Origin of the sequence: Pseudoalteromonas sp. SIMBA_162 (genome assembly GCF_046535955.1) — a bacterium.
Taxonomy (GTDB): Bacteria; Pseudomonadota; Gammaproteobacteria; order Enterobacterales; family Alteromonadaceae; genus Pseudoalteromonas; species Pseudoalteromonas marina.
The window spans coordinates 1-294 of record NZ_JAWJBQ010000228.1 but is presented as its reverse complement, the minus strand read 5'-3'; the positions used below and the strand labels follow the sequence as shown (position 1 = coordinate 294).

The window sequence follows — 294 nt, the reverse complement described above, 5'->3', positions numbered from 1 at the left end:
CCGTGAGGCTTAACCATACAACGCCAAACGCGTTTTGTGTGACAGTTAAGACAGAAGTTAATGACTAAAGTAGATATACTGACAGAAAGACTTAAAAAATATTATCAGATATTTTCCAAATTTATGAGGTGACTCTTAGCGCGCAGCGTTAACATTGAGGCACCTTGCGCAAAGGAAAAAGAAGCACTCCGTGCTTGTCATTAATCCTTTGCACCATATTTGCTTGGTGACAATAGCGTTTTGGACCCACCTGATCCCATGCCGAACTCAGTAGTGAAACGAAACAGCGCCGAT

The 294-nt window shown here is 42.2% G+C and carries 1 rRNA gene; it reads left to right on the top strand.

From position 1 onward, the window contains the following. Positions 1-222: 222 nt before the first annotated feature. A 5S ribosomal RNA gene (rrf, locus tag R0J88_RS19475) occupies positions 223-294 on the top strand; the annotation flags it as partial.